The organism is Fulvivirga aurantia (genome assembly GCF_009711475.1).
Lineage (GTDB): Bacteria > Bacteroidota > Bacteroidia > Cytophagales > Cyclobacteriaceae > Fulvivirga > Fulvivirga aurantia.
Map to the genome: position 1 here is coordinate 1 of NZ_SMMD01000565.1, position 4,094 is coordinate 4,094.

Sequence of the window (4,094 nt, forward strand, 5' to 3'; positions counted from 1 at the left end):
GTAGATTACTATCTAAGAAATGATGCAGATGATAGCATCATTGATGGACCTATTGCCGGTACAGGCAGTGCTATTTCATTAAATACAGGAAGTATCAGTAGTACCACCACTTATAATGTTTATAGCGAAGCTGGCGCCAAAAAAGCATTGGATTTTGATGGTACTGATGATAAAGTTGACCTAGGTGCACTTGATCTGGCTGGTGAGACAAACGTTACCCTTGAAGCGTGGATAAACACAGATTTGATCAATGTATCTCATGATGGTATCATAAGTAAAACCGATGGAGATGGTCAGTTTATTTTTAGATTAGAAAATGGTAAACCTAGATCTGTATTCTTTACAGGAACAGGTGATCTTGGTGCTATTTCTACTCAAGTGTTAAACACGGGTACCTGGTATCATGTGGCAGCTACCTATGATGGAGTTGAATCTAGAATATACGTGGATGGTATTGATGTGACAGGTACACAGTATAATAATAGTGCAAGTGGTGGATTGAAAACATATACTGCTTCACCAGTAACAATAGGTAGAGCAAATGGCCCAGAGCATTTTGATGGAAAAATAGGTGATGTACGCGTATGGAATGTGTTGAAAACACCAGCGGAAATTGCTGCAAATATGGAGACTGATTATACAGGAACAGAACCGAACCTTGTGGCACTATATAAAATGAATGATGGATCAGGATCTACTGTAACTGATGCTACAGGATCTTTCAATGGTACCATGGTAAATATGGATCCTGCCACAGACTGGATAAGCTATAATGTAGCATGTACACTAGAAATGACACAAACCGCTACCGTCACTATCAATCCTATTGCAAATCAAACAGTTACTGCGGCAGAAACTACACTTTGCCCTAATACAGGAACAACCGTAGAAGTAGCTAGTACACAAAGCGGAGTAAATTATTACCTGAGAGATGATGTTGATAATAAGATCATTGATGGCCCGGTATTAGGTACTGGTAGTGCTATTTCTTTCAATACAGGAAGTATTTCTAATACGACCACTTTTAATGTATTAGCACAGTCAGCCAGCATCTCCGGTGCCCTTCGTAATGATGGGATAAATAATGCGGCAGAATACGCTGAGGTAACAGGGAGCCCTTTGAATGGACTTACATCGTTTACGGTTGAGTTTTGGGTGAAACAACACATAACGACTTCTCCTTATAGTATTGTCTTCGGTCACGCTCCAGGAAGTGCAGTACAGCTTTGGTTGAGCCCTGATGGCGCTATTTATATGAGAGATAAGGACAATACAAACTATGCAACAGTGGCTGGTGTATTCCCTTATAATGATGGTGATTGGCATCATGTGGCAGTTGTTTGGAATAATGCAACTGCACAAGGCGCTTTCTATGTTGATGGTGCTAATGCAGCTCTTTCACCTTCAGCCAACACATTTGAAGGGTTTGGTACGCAAGGTAACTTACAACTTGGCTCACATGCCTCATACTATGCATCTGAAACAACTTTAGATGAGTTTAGAATATGGAGTGTGGCTAAAAGTGAAGCTGAAATTCAAGCCAAATACATGAAAAACTTAGATGGAACAGAAGCTGATCTGATTGCTTACTACAACTTTGAAAATGGAACCGGAAGTACGGCCGTATCTGATGTTACAGGTAACGGTTGGGATGCATCACTTGTAAATATTGATCCTAGTACTGATTGGGTAAGTCGCTCCTCTGTTACTTGCGAGCAGGAAATGACAACATCAGTAACTGTAACAGTTGAAGACAACATTGCTCCGGTAGCTGATGCAACTTCTCTTGCTGATCTTACGAACGAATGTTCAGTGGCAGCACCTACAGCGCCAACCGCTACAGACAATTGTGCAGGTAGCATTACGGGTGTTGCAGATGTAACTTTCCCAATCACCACACAAGGTACTACTGTCGTTACCTGGTCTTTTGACGATGGCAATGGCAACGTGTCTACACAAACACAAAATGTGATCATTGATGATGTGACTGCTCCAGTACCGGATGTAGCTACGTTAAGTGATATTACTGACGAGTGTGCCGTACCGTTGTTTTTCTATGTACCAACTGCAACAGATAATTGTGGAGGAAGCATTTCAGCAACTACCACTTCTCCAATGGTAATAGATACTCAGGGTACAACTGTTGTTACCTGGACCTATGATGATGGTAATGGTAACATCACCACGCAAACGCAAAATGTAATCATCGATGATGTAACTGCTCCAGTGGCGGACCAAACTACATTACCCGATCTTACTGGTGAGTGCTCGGTAGCAGAACCAACAGCACCAACAGCATCTGATAACTGTGGGCCTACAATCGAAGGGGTAGCTGATGTAACTTTCCCTGTTACAGCATCTACTACTATTACCTGGACATACGATGACGGCAACGGTAATATCTCTACACAAACACAAAATGTAGTGATTGATGACGCAACGGCTCCTGTAGCAGATGCAGGTTCATTAGCAGACCTTACTGACGAGTGTTCTGTAGCAGCGCCTATAGCACCTACAGCTACTGACAACTGTGAAGGCAGCATTGTAGGAGTTGCTGATGTAACATTCCCAATTACAGCACAAGGTACTACAGTAGTTACATGGACTTTTGACGATGGCAATGGCAACGTTTCTACACAAACTCAAAATGTAGTAATTACGGATGCTACTGCACCAACTGCCGATGAACTAACACTTCAGGCAGTAACTGCAGAGTGCTCACTAAATACAGTTGCAGCACCTACAGCGACAGATAATTGCGAAGGCACGATTGAAGGTACTACTGAGGCAGTATTCCCAATCACTGCTTCTACCACCATTACATGGTCTTATGATGATGGTAATGGTAATGTATCTACCCAAACTCAGGAAGTGATAATCACAGAAACTGTTTGGTATGCCGATGTAGACGGTGATGGATTTGGAGATGCAGCGGTAACTCTTGCGCAATGTGAGCAACCAACTGGCTATGTAGCTGATAATACAGATTGTGACGATACTGATGCAGATGTTTATCCTGGTGCTCCTGCTAAGGCAGATGGCAAAGACAATGACTGTGATGGTGAAGTTGATAAAGTAACACAGAAGATTACCTTCCAGGCGATAGAAGACAAGTTCCTTGAAGAAGAGTCAGTTGAGTTAGTGGCTACAGCAACATCAGGTTTAGACGTGGTTTTCACAGTCGTGTCTGGTCCTGCTGCTATAGAGGGTTCTACGCTTACGTTTACAGGTACAGGAGAAGTAACTGTCGAGGCTAGTCAGTCTGGAGACGATCGTTACTTACCGTCTCAGGTCGTTACACAAACATTTGAAGTAATGACGGTAACTGGTTTAGGAGATAAGATGGAGGAAGCTTCAGTAAGACTTTATCCTAACCCGGCTAGCGATGTGATCACGGTTTCTAACATCCGTTCTGAAGTAAAACTCATAAGATTGATCGGAATGAAAGGGCAGGTGTTGAAACAAATCGAAAGTCCTCAAAGCGAAGTGAAAATCGATGTGAGTGACTTGAAAAACGGCACTTATATGCTAATAATCAACGATGGAGCTACTCAGCTATACCACAAATTGTTCAAGAAATAAGGAAAATAAATAAATATGAAAATGAATAAAATCTTATATATACTGTCGTTTGTTTGTCTGGCAGCGGTATTGGTAATGTCTAGTTGTTCTGATGACGACTCGTCTCAACCATCTCCTACAGCCGAACAAAAGGTTGCATTGATGAATGACGGTACTGCCTGGGTAGTAGAATCAGTAATCAAAGATGACTTTGATGTAACTTCTCAATACACTGACTTCAGATTGGTATTGGGTGATTTTACTTATGCTGTTGAAAATAGTGTGGGTAATGCCTGGCCAAAAGCCGAGGGTACCTGGACATTTGCTAATGATGAAGGCACTGTGATCGTAAGAGAAGATGGGGTAAATATGAATGTTATGCTAACAGATACTACCTTACAACTTACGTTTACTGCCAACAGTAAATCCGGCAGAGTACATAGTGTTGAAGGTGAGTACGTTTTCAACCTAAAAAGCGAGTAATATATCTCACATACACATATCAAAGCCCACTCAATTGAGTGGGCTTTTTT

Annotated in this window: 2 protein-coding genes; both read left to right on the top strand. The window is 41.8% G+C overall.

Annotated elements, in window-relative coordinates:
* Positions 1-3,582 (top strand): LamG-like jellyroll fold domain-containing protein (locus E1176_RS04720; protein ID WP_155209416.1); only part of this gene is annotated, 3,582 nt, incomplete at its 5' end.
* Positions 3,583-3,603: 21 nt separating this feature from the next.
* Positions 3,604-4,044, top strand: coding sequence for a hypothetical protein (locus tag E1176_RS04725; RefSeq protein ID WP_155209417.1), 441 nt, complete (start codon positions 3,604-3,606; stop codon positions 4,042-4,044).
* Positions 4,045-4,094: the final 50 nt, after the last annotated feature.